Here is a 15,661-nt window from a genome sequence, read left to right as displayed (position 1 = left end):
ATGAAAATACCAGATATATTTTACGTAGAAGATGATGTAGATTATGCATTTTTCATGCAAAGTGCAATACAGGAGGTTAGGGAGACTTTAAACCTGACCATAGTAGAGGATGGGAGCGAAGCTTTAACCAGATTGCAGAGTTTTGCAGATAGCAAGGTTAAGCCAAAACTGATTTTGCTTGATTTAAATCTCCCTGGTTTATCAGGTCTGGATTTATTGAAATTTATTAGGGATATCCCTTATCTGAAATCTATACCGGTAATCTTATTTTCAACCTCTGATAATCCTGAAGATGTAAAAGCATCGATTGAGTTTGGGGCCAATGCATATTTAACAAAGCCTGATGGCTATGATAACCTTGTGAAATGCGTACACTCGTTGCACGATTTCTGGTTTAACCAGCATCTTAGATTAAACTAAGCGCTACAGTTATAAAGATTCGGATTGCTAATCCGGATCTTTTCTTTTTAATTACCTTTTATAAAAACTAATCCACTGATATGATTGCCAATTTATTGAGAACAGAAACGGCCGAAAACCACAAAGCGCTAGAATCATTAATGTTCGTAAATGAAATTATGAACAATTCTTTAAGCGTAGATCAATATAAAAAGTTATTGACCATAAACTACATCATCCACCAGAAACTGGAAAACCAGCTGGCCAATATGCTCGATGCCGATATTGCAGATGAGCTCGAAATGAACAGCAGGCTTAAATTGGCAGCGTTGGAAAAAGATTTAGCTTACTGGCAAATAGATAGCTTAACGTTGCCGGGCTTAAACTTTGAACTGTTTGTGCCCCAGAAAAATACTGCTGAGGTTTTAGGCGCATTGTATGTATTGGAAGGGGCTACATTGGGCGGAAACGTGATTAAAAGGCATATTTTGGCCAATCCTGAGTTTAAAGGTCATGAAGAAGGATTAAATTACTACGGCGTTTACGGCGAAGAACTCAGTTCAAAATGGAAAACTTTTGTTTCTGTAATAAATGAGCGGGTAGGAGAAGCCGATTACGAACGCTGTGTAAATAGTGCTAACCAAACCTTTAACAACCTGATTAATTTGGCCAGGCAACTAAACTAAGTTGTTGTATTTTAATTGCAAAAATCGAAAAAATAGGTCTGTTATAGTGCTAGGGCATTTTTTTGATTGTGTAAATGTGCAAAACTTATTTCAAATTAATATTTGCTTTCTGTTGTTAATTCAGTGTAAATATGTATTATTGAAAAAAATAAATTTTTTAAACCTTAAAAACATCAATTAGCGATGGAAAAATTCTCAAAAGTTAAAGCTGCTGTTGCTGCTATTGAAGCAGATGTAGAAAAATTTTATAATGCTGGCAATGCAGCTGCTGGTACTCGTGTGCGTAAAGCAATGCAAGATCTTAAAGTTTTAGCACAAGAAATCCGTGCAGAAGTAACTGACAAGAAAAACTCTGGCAAATAATATTTCGCGAGTAAGAAACAAAAAGGGTTCTGGTATGCCAGGGCCCTTTTTGCGTTTAAGGCAGGTTTGTCATTGTCATCCTGAACGCCAGTGAAGGATCTACAGCAAATGAAATACTGGTTTTGTACTACTTATGGCTAGGGTTATTGTCTTATTGTTGTGCAGTGCTAGTAGGTTAAGGATGCTTCATCGCATTCAGCATGACAACTGCGCAACCCAAACCCCTCTAAAAAGATAAAGCTCCCCATCGCGGAGAGCCTATATCCAACTAACAAAACATATTTTTTAATCTAGGTTTCAAATTGTACTAGGTCCTGCCATTTCACAATTTGATGCCTTTTGAGAAATTATCCTTTTTTAACCAATTTATATTCGATTACCGGTTTACCACGGGTACCGCCATCATTAGAAATGAAGCTGTTAAATTTAAGTTTGTAAATGTTACCTGATGCATCTTTAACCAAAAAGAAAGTATCTGCCTTAACACCAATTGGAGTAGTAACACCATTAGTGGTAACAGGTTGTGTAAGTCTCCAGTTTGAACCGATTACATCCCGTGCAGAAGAGAAGGTAATGGTTGATAAATCGGCTTCGGCAAATGCCGCGTAAGATTTGGTACTTGTAGAAACTGTAGCTGCGGTAACACCAGCAAGTTTGTTAACGAATACCAAATCAGAAAAATTATACGGAACAAGATCGCTGCCAAAAGTTGTCTGATAAACAGAATATGTCCATACCAAATCCCAGTTTGCTTTTTCTGGCTCCACACTTACCACAGCACCATTATTAAGTGATACAAATTTGAAGTTAAAGTTGCCGTCTTTTGGAATATCAACCGTTGTGAAATTGGTCGTTTCTTTAATTTTACCGTATTGTAAAGTATAACCTCCAGAAGCATTTCTGGTTACTTTCAGTTTGATCCATGATTTTGCAGCAATACCGCCACCTGTACCGCGGTTTAAAATAATTACTTTATTATCTGCAGCTGTAGCTGAAACTGCCGGAATTACGGTGTTAGAAAGATTGCCATCAATTGCATCAAAAAATGCAAAGTGTGCAGGTATTGGATTTGCCTGACTAACAGCAAGGGTTAAGCCTAATGTATCCGCTTCGCCAACCGTTGCAAGACTCGCATTTGCCGTAGTAATTACTTTTGCACCAGCACTTGTAGTGTTGTTTAAAATTACCCTAAAATCAGCTCCGCTGTAAAAGCCTAAATCCCATGCCGCTCTTGCAACAGCTGTTTGTTTATCTTTGCTAAAATCCACATAAACGCTATTACCAGCTGCACTTCCAAGTTCAGCGCCGATTAAACCATTGAGGGTTAAAGTGCTGCCATCTGATGGCGGAACAACCACAATAGGTTCATCCGAATCTTTTTTACAGGCTGTAAAGGTTATTGCTACAAGGGCAATAGCGATCATTGAGTTAAATTTGTTCATGTTTATTGTAATTATGTTGTTTTAATACTATAGTTTATCCCAGTTATAAGTTAGGCCCAGTACATAAGAACGGCCGTAACTGTATGGCACGGTTGCACCACCAGTGCTATGTGCACCGCCCGAAGCTGTTGAGCTGTTGGTTAATTGTGTAACATTAAACAGGTTTTTAACACCTGCGTTGATGGTTAGAGAACGGAACAGGATCTTATTGAGCATTAGATCTGCAAAACTGAAACCTGAAATGGTGGTCGCTTTATATTGTTCCTGGGTAACAACCTTTTGAAAGCCTGGTTTTTCGCCCGTATATTTAAAGAAAAAACTGATGTTTGCAGCTATTTTTGGAAATCCATAAATTAAATTCGCAGTGATTTCTGGCGACCATAATATTTTTTTACCTGCAAAATCCTGGCTCTCCGAGTAATCGTGGTAGGTTCCGATGTAGGAAATGCCAATATTAGTCTGTAAATCTTTGAAATTGAATGTATTGTCTAAGGTTCCTCCAACTGTTTTGAAATTCTCAATATTTAGAAGCGTGGTAACGGTCTGATCGGTAGGATCAATGCCGAAAATTATCCTGTTCTTAAATTTATTATAAAATCCCGCCAGTGTTGATTTAAAGCGTATATCTTGTGATGATATTCCTGCCCATGCAATAGAGGCATTGAAACTGTCGGATTTTTCGGCTTTTAAATTGGGGTTCCCAAAAATGGTATGGCTTGCATCAACAAAATCATAGTATAATTCTCTGAGTGCAGGCGATCTAAAACCTCTTGCATAAGCCAATCTAAGATCGAACTGATCTGTTAATTTAAACTTTGTATTTAGCGATGGAATTACAGGAGGTGCATCGTAAACGGAGTTTTTGATAAATCTTAAGCCCGGTCGGATATTCACCCCATCTCCAAACTTAATTTCTGATGAAATAAAGGCCGCATAATCGATAATTACCGGCGAACCGTTTATCCTTTGCCCACTAGCTGCATCTCGGTTATACTCGAAACCTGGCTGAAAAGATACTGTTTTATCCAGCACATAAACAGCCGTAGCCCTAAAAATAGCCGAATTAAACTTAGCTACATCCTGTTCACCGGCACCAGTTGATAATACTTCTGTATTATTGGTGAAATCGTGGATAACCGTTTTTGTTGCACGCTCAAGGTTGGTAAATCCGGCAATGGCCGATAATTGCAGGTTATTGTTGATTTTATATTCTGATTGAAGCTGTTGGGTGTACCTGTGGGTGGTATAGGTTTGCAGAAGACCTTTGTAGGTATTCGGATTTAAACCATAACGTACGTCGATATCCTCCTTTAATCCATCTAAACGGTACCAGATGTTGAAATTATTATTGTGGTAGCCTATTTTGGTATTACCAAGATATTGTTCTTTGGGCTTCCAGCGGTTAGTTACAGCGCTAACTTGGGTGGTTGAAGCCGTTTTCGAAGCCAGGTTCCAGCCACCAAAACCGGTGTGTGTAAAACCTGCCAATACGCTCCAGTTATCGTTTCTCCAGTTGCCACTGATATTCTGGATGTGGTTACCCTTGCCCGATAAAGCTTCGTATTCGTTACCGGCGGTTTCTTCCTGTACTCTGGCCGATAAGTTTAACAGCGATTTACCGGTACCACGCCTGGTAATGATGTTAATTACACCTGCCAAGGCATCGGTACCATATACTACCGACATAGGCCCTTCAACAATTTCAATCCGGTCGATGGTATTGATATCGATCTGATTTAAACTTTCCCTGGCATCCGAGCGATCAACAAGGGGCACACCATCAAGCAAAATCTTGATATTTCTGCCCGTCATACCCATTAAGGAAACATCGGTTGTACCCAAAGTTAAATCATTACTAAAACGGAAACCCAGCTCGGTATTTAAAACCTGTTGCACACTAGTTGCTGCACGCAGCTTAATCCGCTCAGCGCTGATGGTTCTGACATTGTAAACAGAATTGCGTAACGATTGCGGCCCGTACTGCCCGGTTACGACCACATCTTTCAAATCATTTGCCTTTGTAGTATCAACTTTAATTTCTTGAGCCACAGTAACAAATCCACAAAGCGATAAAGCAATTGATAAATATATTCTCATTTATTTAGACTAATTATAAATAATTGTGCAAATTTGTACATAATCACAAAAAGGAGATAACGTTAAACGGATAATTAATGCCGTTAAACGGATTAAATCAATATGGAAATTAAGCTCTCAGTATACGCCGAAGAAGAAAATATTTATAGAAACCGTTATGCAGCCAACTTTGAAACCCTTGGCGATGTACAGGAAGCTGAAGTCGAAATCAACACAGCATACTTTAGGCTGCACTTCATAGAAAAATGGTTTAATGGGGTACACATCAGTATCGTTGAGGTTGAACCGGATGGGCCTGCAGCATTTGTTTTTGAGTTTTCGCAACAGCATATTGCTTTCCTGTTTTGTCTTAGTGGTGGTTTAAGCTATCAATGTAACGCCAATGGTGAAGATTTTTTGTCGCTTGCTAAAAACGAACAGCACCTTAACTTAGGCAAGGTTAATCGGTTTGCATGGAATGTTAATGAAAAAACCAGGTACGTTTATGTTCAGCTTACGGAAGCTTATTTCCATCAGGTGATGAACCAGGATTTTAGCACTAGTGTTAAACCTGCAAAAGAATCGATCAGTGCCGAGGTTGCTTTAACTTTGCAGCACATGATTAACCATAAGTATGAGGGGCGGGTAAAACGCCTATTTTTAGCGGCCAGGGTTTTCGATCTTATTGTACATATCATCCAGAAAGCGGATAAACCCGCGGTTATTTTAAAAGAAGATGATGTAAATAAGATTATTTTGGCCAGACAATTGGTTGAGCGCGATCTGCAAAAGCCAAATTCGCTTATAGAGTTGTCGCGCAAGGCCGGAATTAACGATTATAAACTTAAAAAGGGCTTTAAAGAATTAACCGGGCATACTGTATTCGGCTATTTGTATAAAATCAGGATGGAAAAAGCCCATTACTTTCTTTCCAAAGAAAAGAAATCGGTTAACGAAGTTGCTTTTTTGGTGGGTTACAAAAATGCACAGCATTTTATTGCGGCATTTAAAAAACAGTACCAGATTTTGCCCGGCAGCTTAAACAAAAGCTAAAAAACTCTACGCAAACGTTTGAGTTTTCTACTCTTTAACTTCGTTAACAATTAAATCAGACTCTACAATGGTGTTGTAATAGGCTTGGTTTTCGGGATTAGGGCTGTGAATAAGATCCAATAATATATTTGCTGCTTTTTGTCCCTGTAGGTAAGGATATTGCTCCACTGATGCTACAGGAGAGTTGTCCAAATAACTGATAATAGGCAGGTTGGCATAACTTACCACATCAAAATCGTTGATTACATTCAGCTTTTTGAAATATTTGATCAGAAACAGGGCTACATAATCGTTAAAAGCAACAATTGCAGTCGGCTTCCTTTTATGGTTCAAAAACTGATCGGCAGCTTCTATGGTTCCCTGTTCTGTTAAATCGCAATTCACTACCAAAGATGGATCGAACTTTAACCGGTTAAAGGTAATGGCCTGCATGTAGCCATCTTTACGCTCTTCACTCGCATATAAGGTATTGGGGCCATTAATCATCCCAATGCTTCTGTGCCCTTTCTTTAGCAGGTAATTTACGGCCTTAATAGTGGCACTTTCAAGACTGCAGGCTACGTAATGTACGTTTTTAAAAGGCGGTATCCTGTCGAAAAATACTACGGGGATATTAAATGAGTTTAGTTTTTCGAAATGGTCGAACTTGGAAGTATCCTTACTGATAGATACCAATAAGCCATCCACGCGCTGGTTTTTCATTTTTTCTACCAGTTTTACCTCTTGCTCATAATTATCGTGCGACTGCGCAAAGATTACCGTGTAGTTTTTCTTTATCGCTTCATCTTCAATAGCAGAGATGGCGATAGAGAAGAAGTGTTCTGACAGCTCTGGTAAAATTACGCCAATAGTGTAGGTTTTACCTTTCTGAAAAAGAATGGCTGCATTATTTGGCTCATAGTTTAGAGACTTTGCCAACTGTTTAATCTTTTCCCTTGTAACTGCTCCAATGCTCGGATGATCGTGTAATCCCCTGGAAACACTAGAAGGAGAAATATTTAAAATTCTGGCTATTTCTTTTATTGTTGTTGGTTTCGATTGCATTCTAACTGCTAAACTACATTAAATTTCTTCAATATATAATAATACAAAATTAATCAAACGTTTGCGCTATTTTTTTATGCTATTTCTTTTCTCTGCTCTGTAAATATCAATACATTCGGGTTGACTAAACGACTGAGCGTTATAAAAATTAATAATATAAAATTTATCGGTACAAAGCAATTTTGAAAAGCTAAAAAATGATTTTAACACATTTTATCCCATAAAACTGAAAAGAACAAGCCCCATGATTAACATTAATGCCCCTTGTAATGAGGGGTATTTAAAAAGAAACGAGAAGTGTTCGTACCACTCCTCGTTAAATTGGGTTCATTCCTGCATGCAGGAAAACAATAAGTTATCTAAGCTATATGTTAACCCTTTTCAAAGATATAAAATTTACGCCTTTATTTTTAACGTAATTTGTTAATCAAATTGTTCCAATCATTGTAAAAACGCCTCGGTTAAGAGGCGTTTTTAGTTTTTTGAAGATTAGGCGAATATTAAAATCAAGTCCTAGTTCTTCGGCTTTTCGATGATTATCCCTTCAAAGAAGTAATCCATACGTCATTTATCTCAACAGTAAAGCATTTATAAAAGCATATTCATACTTTGGTTTTATTTTATGAGCAGTATGATCACTTTATATATTTTACTTGTATTGGTTGCAGTGTTTTTTATTATCACCAATCTTCCTGTTTTCGGCCGTTTACCCAAAGGTGAACGACTGGCAAAAATCCGTCAATTGGCCAATTACCGTGATGGTGCATTGCAAAATTTATCGGTAACCTTAATGCAGCCAGAAGGGGTAAGTTTTTTTAAGGTTTTAAAAGCATTTCTTTTCGAAAAACAGCCCAACAAAATACCAGCTAAAGCATTGCCTTTCAATGTTCCCAATTTATCAGCAGCTGCCAACAGTAACCTGCCCGAAATTATCTGGTTTGGTCATTCATCTTATCTGATAAAAGTAGATGGGTTCAGGATTTTGGTTGATCCCGTTTTTAGTCAAACGCCATCACCGTTTTCGTTTATTGGCAGCAAGGCTTTTCCCGGTACCGATTTAATCAATGCGGCCGATTTTAAAGATATCGACCTGCTGGTAATTACGCACGACCATTACGATCATCTCGATTACAATAGTATTTTAACCATTGTACCGCATACCAAAGCTATTGTCACCTCATTGGGCGTGGGGTCACACCTAGAAAAATGGGGTATTCCTTCTGAAAAGATAAATGAGTTGTGCTGGAACCAATCAGTTACCCTATTTAATAAACTGCAGTTCTGTGCTGTTCCGGCAAGGCATTTTACAGGCCGGAAGTTTAAAAGAAATCAAACCCTTTGGTCGGCCTTTGTATTGCAAACAACCAATTACAAGCTGTTTCTGGGTGGCGATTCTGGCTACGATACACATTTTGCCCAGATAGGCGAAGAACACGGACCGTTTGATCTGGCAATTTTAGAATGTGGACAGTACAATGCCTATTGGCCGTATATACACATGTTCCCTGAACAAACCGTTCAGGCCGCGGTCGATTTAAAAGCAAAGGTTTTAATGCCCGTACATTGGGGCAAATTTAGTTTGGCCATGCACCCTTGGAACGAGCCCATTAAAAGGGTAGTGCAGGCAGCAGCAGAAAAGGAATTTCCTTTGGTTACCCCAAGAATGGGAGAAACCGTAGTTTTAGGCGGATATATGCCTACTGAAAATTGGTGGACGGCAGAATAAAAATTAAACAATAACGGTAATACAGTGTTTATTCCTAAACTTAAATACCATTATGAAAACGGATCTTGTAGAAATTTTTCAAACCATTAGGGCCGGAATGCAGCCTTATGCCACCCGTGGTTATACCGTGCACGAAAATTCTGAAACAGGTTATGATCTGTACAGCGAGAAAAATATTGTTTCGGATGGAGAAAAGACAACCGAACGCTTTTTTTCTGGCGTATATATCAACGGTACTGAGGTAGAAGTAAAACTAAATACCGAAGAATTTTCAATTTCCAACCAGCAGTTAAGCAACTTTGGTAAAAATGTGGCAGGCTTGAAAATTACCGAGCTTGATGATGCCAAATTAAAGGAAATAGAAAATCTTATAGAAATTATCCATACCAACTTTAAAGAAAAAGAGTGGATTTAATTATTTGATGTTAAATTTGCCCAGATTTTTTTCTCAACTAAATTCTGGTGATTGAATATTTTAACTTCCGATAACGATTGGCATAACCAATTGATTTTAGCCTTAACCAAGGCTGAAATAACACATGTATTTTTTCGCGGAGGTCAGTTTCAGCTTTTAAAGGTAGATAACCGTTTAATCATTAACCTGTTGAGTTTAAAAAATGGCTATCTGCCCGAAGATCTGATCCAGCTTCAAGAGCAATATGCTGACCAACAGTTAAAGCTTATTCAGCTTTGGGAAGATGTTTGGCTTTTAAAACCCGATCAGGTGATGGCCAGGTTAGCCTCTATATTGGGCAAAAATGTCCGTATTCATGGTAGAAAAACGAAAGCCCACAAAATTACCAAACCTGTTTCAGATTCTTTTTTAAGCGAAAATCATTTGCAGGGTTCAGTAAGCAGCAGGTATAAAATTGGTTTGTTCGAAAAAGACCAGCTGGTAGCAGTAGCTACTTTTTCTGCCTTACGTAAAATGAACCATACCGAAAATTATAAATCGGCAGAATTGATCAGGTTTGCTGTTAAAGCAGGTTATTCTATAACCGGTGGGCTGAGTAAGCTGATTGCCTATTTTGCAGATCTTTATCAGCCAAACGATATTATGACCTATGCCGATAGGGATTGGTCGGCAGGAGAGGCCTATATTAAACTGGGTTTCATCCAAACTGCAATTGTTGCACCTCAAACCTACATCCTCGACGAAAACCTGAACCGCCAGCTGAAAAAAAATAGTGATACGGCCGGAACGAAAGTATTTAACACCGGAAGTATAAAGTTCATTCTTAAATTTAATGGATAAGCATAATCTCTTGATCATTTTAGGCGCCACGGCATCTGGTAAAACCAAACTCGCAGTGCAGTTGGCCAATGCTTTAAACGGAGAAATTATTAGTGCCGATAGCCGCCAGGTGTTTAAACGGATGGATATAGGTACCGGTAAAGATTTAAATGAATATGCTATAGATGGTAAAGCCATCCCTTATCACTTAATCGATATTTTAGAACCTGGCGAACGTTACCATGTAGATGCCTTTAAAAATGATTTTTATGAGGCTTTTGATTTAATAAGGCATAGAAATAAGGTTCCGATTCTTTGCGGAGGTACAGGCATGTACATACATAGTCTTTTACAGAACCAATCTTTTACCGCCGTACCTGTAAATACCGAACTGCGCAGCCAACTGGAGAATTTATCAAAAGAGGAACTGATTGCACAATTACAGCATCAACAGTACCAATATGTAGATCATGTTGATTTTTCATCAAAAAAAAGGCTGATCAGGGCGTTGGAGATTTGTGCGTTTTTAGCTGGTAATAAACTTGATGTTGTTGAACGGACTGAAATCAGACCTATCATTTTTGGATTAAAAAATGAAGTAGCAGTAACAAGGGCCAAAATCTTAAACCGCCTGAATGAAAGATTGGAAGCCGGCTTAATTGAAGAAGTAGCGCAATTGCTTAAAGATGGGGTAAGTAAAGAAATATTGATATTTTATGGATTGGAATATAAATTTATCTGTAGCTATCTGGATAGCGAGCTTACTTACGAAGAATTAAAATTAAAACTGGGCATAGCCATATGTCAATATGCCAAGCGCCAAAATACATTTTTTAGAAAGATGGAAAAGGATGGGGTGGAAATCAACTGGATCGATGCTTCAGTAGATGCCGATCTGATAAAACAGCATATTCTTCAAAAAGTTTCAGCTATATCCAAATATTAGTAATTAGACAATTTGGGCTTGCTTTATCGCTTAAAATTGCCCAAAAAAGCCCTTTTGGCACAACCTTTGTATTCGTAGAAGCATATTAGTTTAACTCAAAAACAATATCTTAAAAATGAAAACAATTACTAAAATCATTGCTACATCAGCAGCTGTTGTGGCTTTATTCTTTACCACAAATGCCAATGCACAATCAAGTCAAAAATTAGGAGTAGGAATTACTGCAGGTATACCAACCAGTGATGCCTATAGTGTTGCACTTGGTGCTGATTTACGCTATCAATTCGACATCGATAAACAATTATCTATTCCAGTAACTGCTGGTTATACCCGTTTATTAGGTAAAGAGATTGGTAATACAGGTGTAGATTTTGCCGATTATGGATATATTCCTGTTAAAGCCGGTGTTAAATATTTCTTTAATACAACTGGTTCAGGAATTTATGGTTTAGCAGAACTTGGTGCAGGTTTTGGAACTGCTAGTGGTAGCGGAACATCTTTCGTGTATTCACCTGCTGTAGGTTATGCATGGAGCAATGGCTTGGATTTAGGTGTTAAATATGAAGGTTTAGCACAAAATGGAACAAGTACCGGATTTTTCGGTCTTCGTTTAGCTTACGGATTCAGTTTGTAAGTTAAACAGCTTAAATATTGGAAGCCTCCATTTATGGGGGCTTTTTTTTTTCATAATATTCTGAAAAAAATGAAAATTAAAAATCCATGTTAGTCATTTTAACGTAAGTATCGCTAAACCTTAATTATTAAATTAAAATATCTAACATGAAAACAATTACCAAACTTTTTGCAACATCGTTAACCGCTCTTGCAATTTTAACCACAAGCAACTTAAAAGCACAAACAATGGGAACTACCGAAAGTTCTATGACTACTGGTAGCGGTATGGCCTTTAAAATAGGGGTTGGTGTAAATGGTGGCTTATTTCCTGATCGTTCTGAAATGGATTATGGATACGGTGCAGACGTAAAACTTCAATATGATTTAACGCCTTTTGTTGCTGTTACGGCTTCGGGTGGTTATACCAGATTAAAATGGAAAGGCAGTCCGCTAAAGTTCGAATTTATCCCGGTAATGGGTGGAGTAAGGGTTTTCCCGATAGAGCGCATGTACCTGGCTACAGAACTTGGTAGCGGTTTGGCCATAAAAGATGGCGCCAATATGAACTTCATTTACTCTGGCGGTTTGGGTTACGAATGGAAAAACGGATTGGACCTTGGTGTAAAGTATGAAGGTTATGTAAACAATAGCGCTTCCGATCTTTACTTTATGAAAACAGGTCAGTTTAACCTGAGATTGGGTTATAATTTTAAATTATAATTAAAACATCATAATATTTTAAAAGCCTTCGAAATTTCGAGGGCTTTTTTATTTATTTAATATTTAAATTGCTATTTTGAGCCGAAAACCAAATACAATGAAAAGAATATTCGGATTAGCCATTTTAACCGCTTTAATGGCCTGTAACCAAACAGAGAAAAAATCTACAGAAGTTGCAGATTCGGCAAAAACAGCAGCCATTACTAAAAACGAGGTAAATATAAAGGATGCAAAGAAATCTGAAATATTTGCCCAGTACGTTAATTTAAAAAATGCGCTGGTAAAATCGGATGCTACCCAAGCTCAAAAATCTGCAGGTGCGTTAAAAAGCAGTTTGGCTGCTTACGAGGGATGTGAACCTACAGCTCAGGTTGCAGCAAAAATTGCGGCAAGTAATAACCTTTCTTCGCAAAGAAAAGATTTTACCGTGCTCAGTGCAGATGTAATTGCCCTGCTTAAAAATGCGGAGATACAAAAAGGCACCATTTATGTGCAGCATTGTCCAATGGCAAATAAAGGCGATGGAGGTGACTGGTTATCAACAGAAAAGGAAATCAGAAACCCTTATTACGGAAATGAAATGCTGGAGTGCGGTAGGATAGCGGAGGAGATTAAAGCCAAATAAGATTTAAAAACTTGTTTTATTAAGCATGATTGTTACGTCGTTCTGACTAATATTTCATATTAATTTAACAGATTTGTTATGCATGTATATTAATTTTATATAATTTAGAAAGCTATAAACACAATACAATAATATGTCAGATATTGCAGAGATTAAAGTTGATGGTAAGACAATAGAATTGCCAGTAATTACAGGAACAGAAGAGGAGAAGGCCATTGATATTTCAAAATTAAGAGATCTTACAGGTTTTGTAACTTTAGATACTGGTTTTAAAAATACAGGTTCTACAAAAAGTAAAATCACTTTTTTAGATGGAGAAAAAGGCATCTTAAAATACAGGGGTTATTCAATTGAACAACTTGCCGAAAAATCAAGCTTTTTAGAAGTTTCTTATCTGATTATTTACGGCGAACTGCCAACTCAAGCGCAATTGGATAGTTTTCAGGCTGAAATCAGCAAACATACCTTGATCCACGAGGATATGAAGAAGTTTTTTGATGGCTATCCGTCTAGATCTCATCCAATGGGTCAGTTAGGTTCTTTAATATTCTCATTATCTACATTTTATCCAGAGTGTTTAAAGCCAAATCAAACGGCTGAAGAGCAAAACCTAACAATTATTAAGTTATTGGCTAAGCTGCCAACCATCGTTTCTTTTATTTATAAAAAATCGTTGGGCCATCCACTTATTTATCCAAAAAATAAATATGATTATGTAACCAATTTCCTTTGGATGACATTTGGTCAACGTACTGAAGATTATGATGTAAACCCGATTGTGGTAAATGCCATGAATAAGTTGCTTATTTTACACGCAGACCATGAGCAAAACTGCTCGGCATCTACCGTTCGTATTGTAGGCTCTTCTGATTGTAACCTTTACGCTTCTATTTCGGCAGGTATTGCTGCTCTATGGGGCCCACTGCATGGTGGTGCCAACCAGGCTGTAATTGATATGTTGGAACTGATTAAAGCTGATGGTGGGGATACAGAGAAATGGATTAACAAGGCTAAAGATAAAAACGATCCTTTCCGCATGATGGGCTTTGGACACAGGGTTTATAAAAACTTCGATCCAAGAGCTAAAATAATTAAAAAGGCTTGTGATGATATTTTAGAGAATTTAGGTATTGATGATCCGATTTTAGCAATTGCCAAAAAACTGGAAGAAGCCGCTTTAACAGATCAGTACTTCATTGATCGTAAATTATATCCAAACGTAGATTTTTATTCAGGTATTATTTACCGTGCATTAGGTTTCCCATCAGAAATGTTTACTGTTCTTTTTGCTTTAGGACGTTTACCGGGATGGATTGCCCAATGGAAAGAAATGCACGAAAACAAAGAACCGATCGGTCGTCCACGTCAGATTTATGTTGGCGAAACTGATAGGGAATTTGTAGAGATTAAAAACAGAAAATAGTTTAATTGAACATAAAAAAACCACTCGAAAATCCGGGTGGTTTTTTTGTGGGGTTAATTTTAACGGGCGTCAGCCTGATGAACTTATTGTAAGATCGTCATCCTGAGTTTAGCTCAGGATCTTCCCTCCATGATAGATGCTGAAACAAGTTCAGCATGACGATCTAGTTATGTAGCTACGTAATAAATTAAATTAATCATAATAAATTCTGATACCTTAAAAGCAATCCAGAAGAGTACAAAGATCCAGAACATTTTAAAGATAATGCTTCCGGTTTTACGCTGGTAAAATACTTTTAAAGCATTAAACATATACCAACAGATCCAAACCAGCACGGCCAATTCGATGATTTTGGTTAAAACCCCGCTGCCTCCCAATACGTGTTTAATGATTGGTTTGGTGAAAATTTCAACAATAAAATAGGCTGTCATGCCATGGATGGTAAAAATCAGGTGATTTAAATAGTAAATGTGATTTTTCCTGAAATTCCACATGATAAAGAGCGCCAGTAAGGGCATCAATAAAAAGTATTGTTTTGGCCTGTTATGCTCCAGGGTTTCATTAATCACTTCCGATTTTTCACCCAGGCTGATCGCCCTTTTTTTGATGAGCTTTTCGTACCAGCTATCCTGATCGGCTGAAGGAAGTTTTTGCTGGCGTGCCAAATATGCCGAATAGGTACTGTCGTTCCTTTCGATATGGATATCACTGTACTCATCAATAATTTCTTCAATCGAATCCGATTTAAGCGTAACGTTTTCAGCTTTTATGCGGTTCAGCTCAGTTTCCTGAGCTTTAAAGCCCAGCTTTTTAAATTCTTTAATCTTTATCGCATTGTCTAAAGATTTTACGGTCTTTTTAATAATGGCATTATCCGCAGGCATTCCTGCAAGTTTAAGCGCTTTGCTTACACTATCGGTTACCCGCTCGTTTTTTTTCTTTTCGATAGTAATGCCATCCTCGCCATGCTTCTCCTTTGCTACATGCTTGGGCGAATAGACCACAAGGAAATATACAATTGAAACGAAAATATACATGCTCACCGGATTGATATATCTTGCCCTTTTACCGGCGAGATAATCGAGCGTAACCTGCCCAGGCTTTGTTAAGAGCGGAACAAGGGTTTGGAAAAATTTATTGTCAAAATGAAAATAGTGGGCAATGCTATGGCTTATAAAAGCCCAAAAGCTTTCTTTTAATTCTAAATTGGGTTGACCACAATCGCTACAATAGTGTTTCTCAACATGAGCGCCGCAGTTTAAGCAGTTGTGTTCTTTTCTATATTTACCAGCTGACATAAGAGGTTAAT

General features: G+C 37.7%; 16 protein-coding genes. 12 read left to right on the top strand and 4 right to left on the bottom strand.

Translation table 11 applies throughout. The features are described from left to right. From ACS5PU_RS05835 to ACS5PU_RS05825, 3 genes are all read left to right on the top strand, one after another. Positions 1-420 (top strand): response regulator, encoded by a 420-nt coding sequence (locus tag ACS5PU_RS05835; RefSeq protein ID WP_439458337.1) that lies wholly within the window; start codon positions 1-3, stop codon positions 418-420. Between the two features lie 80 nt (positions 421-500). Beyond that, the gene (locus ACS5PU_RS05830) at positions 501-1,085 is read left to right on the top strand and encodes a biliverdin-producing heme oxygenase (protein WP_439458336.1); all 585 of its coding nucleotides are present in this window, start codon (positions 501-503) and stop codon (positions 1,083-1,085) included. Between the two features lie 183 nt (positions 1,086-1,268). After that, positions 1,269-1,448 (top strand): hypothetical protein, encoded by a 180-nt coding sequence (locus ACS5PU_RS05825; protein WP_010602585.1) that lies wholly within the window; start codon positions 1,269-1,271, stop codon positions 1,446-1,448. A 347-nt stretch (positions 1,449-1,795) separates the two neighbouring features. Here ACS5PU_RS05825 and ACS5PU_RS05820 read toward each other — a convergent pair whose 3' ends face one another. Together ACS5PU_RS05820 and ACS5PU_RS05815 are read right to left on the bottom strand one after the other, a co-directional pair. Continuing rightward, positions 1,796-2,890 (bottom strand): HmuY family protein, encoded by a 1,095-nt coding sequence (locus tag ACS5PU_RS05820; RefSeq protein WP_439458335.1) that lies wholly within the window; start codon positions 2,888-2,890, stop codon positions 1,796-1,798. 27 nt (positions 2,891-2,917) lie between these two features. Beyond that, positions 2,918-4,987 (bottom strand): TonB-dependent receptor plug domain-containing protein, encoded by a 2,070-nt coding sequence (locus ACS5PU_RS05815; RefSeq protein WP_439458334.1) that lies wholly within the window; start codon positions 4,985-4,987, stop codon positions 2,918-2,920. Positions 4,988-5,089: 102 nt separating this feature from the next. Between ACS5PU_RS05815 and ACS5PU_RS05810 the strand changes: the two genes are divergently transcribed. Further along, positions 5,090-6,019: a helix-turn-helix transcriptional regulator gene (locus ACS5PU_RS05810; RefSeq protein WP_439458333.1), complete on the top strand. Its 930-nt coding sequence runs from the start codon at positions 5,090-5,092 to the stop codon at positions 6,017-6,019. A 27-nt stretch (positions 6,020-6,046) separates the two neighbouring features. On the opposite strand, the gene ACS5PU_RS05805 is transcribed toward ACS5PU_RS05810, so the two are convergent. Then, complete coding sequence (locus tag ACS5PU_RS05805) at positions 6,047-7,063, bottom strand: LacI family DNA-binding transcriptional regulator (RefSeq protein WP_439458332.1); 1,017 nt, start codon at positions 7,061-7,063, stop codon at positions 6,047-6,049. 631 nt (positions 7,064-7,694) lie between these two features. Here ACS5PU_RS05805 and ACS5PU_RS05800 point away from each other — a divergent pair. The 8 genes from ACS5PU_RS05800 to ACS5PU_RS05765 all read left to right on the top strand — a co-directional run bounded on the left by ACS5PU_RS05800 (position 7,695) and on the right by ACS5PU_RS05765 (position 14,352). After that, the gene (locus ACS5PU_RS05800; protein ID WP_439458331.1) at positions 7,695-8,789 is read left to right on the top strand and encodes an MBL fold metallo-hydrolase; all 1,095 of its coding nucleotides are present in this window, start codon (positions 7,695-7,697) and stop codon (positions 8,787-8,789) included. A 52-nt stretch (positions 8,790-8,841) separates the two neighbouring features. Continuing rightward, on the top strand, positions 8,842-9,204 hold the full coding sequence (locus ACS5PU_RS05795) for a hypothetical protein (protein WP_439458330.1): 363 nt from the start codon (positions 8,842-8,844) through the stop codon (positions 9,202-9,204). A 51-nt stretch (positions 9,205-9,255) separates the two neighbouring features. Continuing rightward, the gene (locus ACS5PU_RS05790; RefSeq protein WP_439458329.1) at positions 9,256-10,044 is read left to right on the top strand and encodes a hypothetical protein; all 789 of its coding nucleotides are present in this window, start codon (positions 9,256-9,258) and stop codon (positions 10,042-10,044) included. Beyond that, a complete protein-coding gene (miaA, locus tag ACS5PU_RS05785) occupies positions 10,037-10,969 on the top strand; it encodes a tRNA (adenosine(37)-N6)-dimethylallyltransferase MiaA (protein WP_439458328.1) in 933 nt (310 codons plus the stop codon). The genes ACS5PU_RS05790 and miaA overlap by 8 nt, the downstream gene beginning before the upstream one ends. A 115-nt stretch (positions 10,970-11,084) precedes the next feature. Then, positions 11,085-11,603: an outer membrane beta-barrel protein gene (locus ACS5PU_RS05780; protein WP_439458327.1), complete on the top strand. Its 519-nt coding sequence runs from the start codon at positions 11,085-11,087 to the stop codon at positions 11,601-11,603. Between the two features lie 146 nt (positions 11,604-11,749). Then, complete coding sequence (locus ACS5PU_RS05775) at positions 11,750-12,304, top strand: hypothetical protein (protein WP_439458326.1); 555 nt, start codon at positions 11,750-11,752, stop codon at positions 12,302-12,304. Positions 12,305-12,401: 97 nt separating this feature from the next. Then, positions 12,402-12,929 (top strand): DUF3347 domain-containing protein, encoded by a 528-nt coding sequence (locus ACS5PU_RS05770; RefSeq protein WP_439458325.1) that lies wholly within the window; start codon positions 12,402-12,404, stop codon positions 12,927-12,929. A gap of 133 nt (positions 12,930-13,062) precedes the next feature. Then, positions 13,063-14,352: a citrate synthase gene (locus ACS5PU_RS05765; RefSeq protein ID WP_439458324.1), complete on the top strand. Its 1,290-nt coding sequence runs from the start codon at positions 13,063-13,065 to the stop codon at positions 14,350-14,352. A gap of 167 nt (positions 14,353-14,519) precedes the next feature. Here ACS5PU_RS05765 and ACS5PU_RS05760 read toward each other — a convergent pair whose 3' ends face one another. After that, a complete protein-coding gene (locus ACS5PU_RS05760; protein ID WP_439458323.1) occupies positions 14,520-15,650 on the bottom strand; it encodes a DUF3667 domain-containing protein in 1,131 nt (376 codons plus the stop codon). Between the last annotated feature and the right edge of the window lie 11 nt (positions 15,651-15,661).

The organism is Pedobacter sp. GSP4, assembly GCF_051857575.1.
Classification (GTDB): Bacteria; Bacteroidota; Bacteroidia; order Sphingobacteriales; family Sphingobacteriaceae; genus Pedobacter.
This window is presented reverse-complemented; position numbering and strand designations above follow the sequence as displayed.